This is a genomic window from Pseudomonas sp. DVZ6 (genome assembly GCF_024259445.1).
In the GTDB taxonomy this organism is placed as follows: Bacteria; Pseudomonadota; Gammaproteobacteria; order Pseudomonadales; family Pseudomonadaceae; genus Aquipseudomonas; species Aquipseudomonas peradeniyensis.
In genome coordinates this window covers 1-322 of sequence record NZ_JANCLM010000127.1, presented here as the reverse complement: position 1 = coordinate 322, position 322 = coordinate 1, and the positions used below count along the sequence as shown (strand labels likewise).

General features: G+C 68.0%; 1 protein-coding gene. It reads left to right on the top strand.

The annotated features are described in order from the left end of the window. The coding region (locus NMG10_RS25930) for a hypothetical protein (RefSeq protein WP_254465388.1) at positions 1-322 on the top strand (322 nt) is incomplete at both ends.

Below are 322 nucleotides of genomic sequence, written 5' to 3'. Positions count from 1 at the left end.
GTTGACGATCACGGCGGCACTGGACAACCACGAGGGCGGCCTGATCGATGCCGGTGAGAAGCTGGCCATCAGCGCCGGTTCCCTCGACAACCACGGCGGTCGCGTGGCCACCCGCCAGGACCTGGGCCTGAACGCTGCGAGCCTGAACAACAACGACGGCAACCTCGCCGCCCAGGGCGCCCTGACCCTCGACCTGCTCGGCGATTTGCTCAACCGCAAGGGCACGCTGTTCGCCGGCAAGGACCTGCTGATCCAGCGCGCCGGCCTGGTCGACAACCAGGCTGGCCAGATCGCCAGCCAGGGTCTGCTCAAGGTGCTGGCT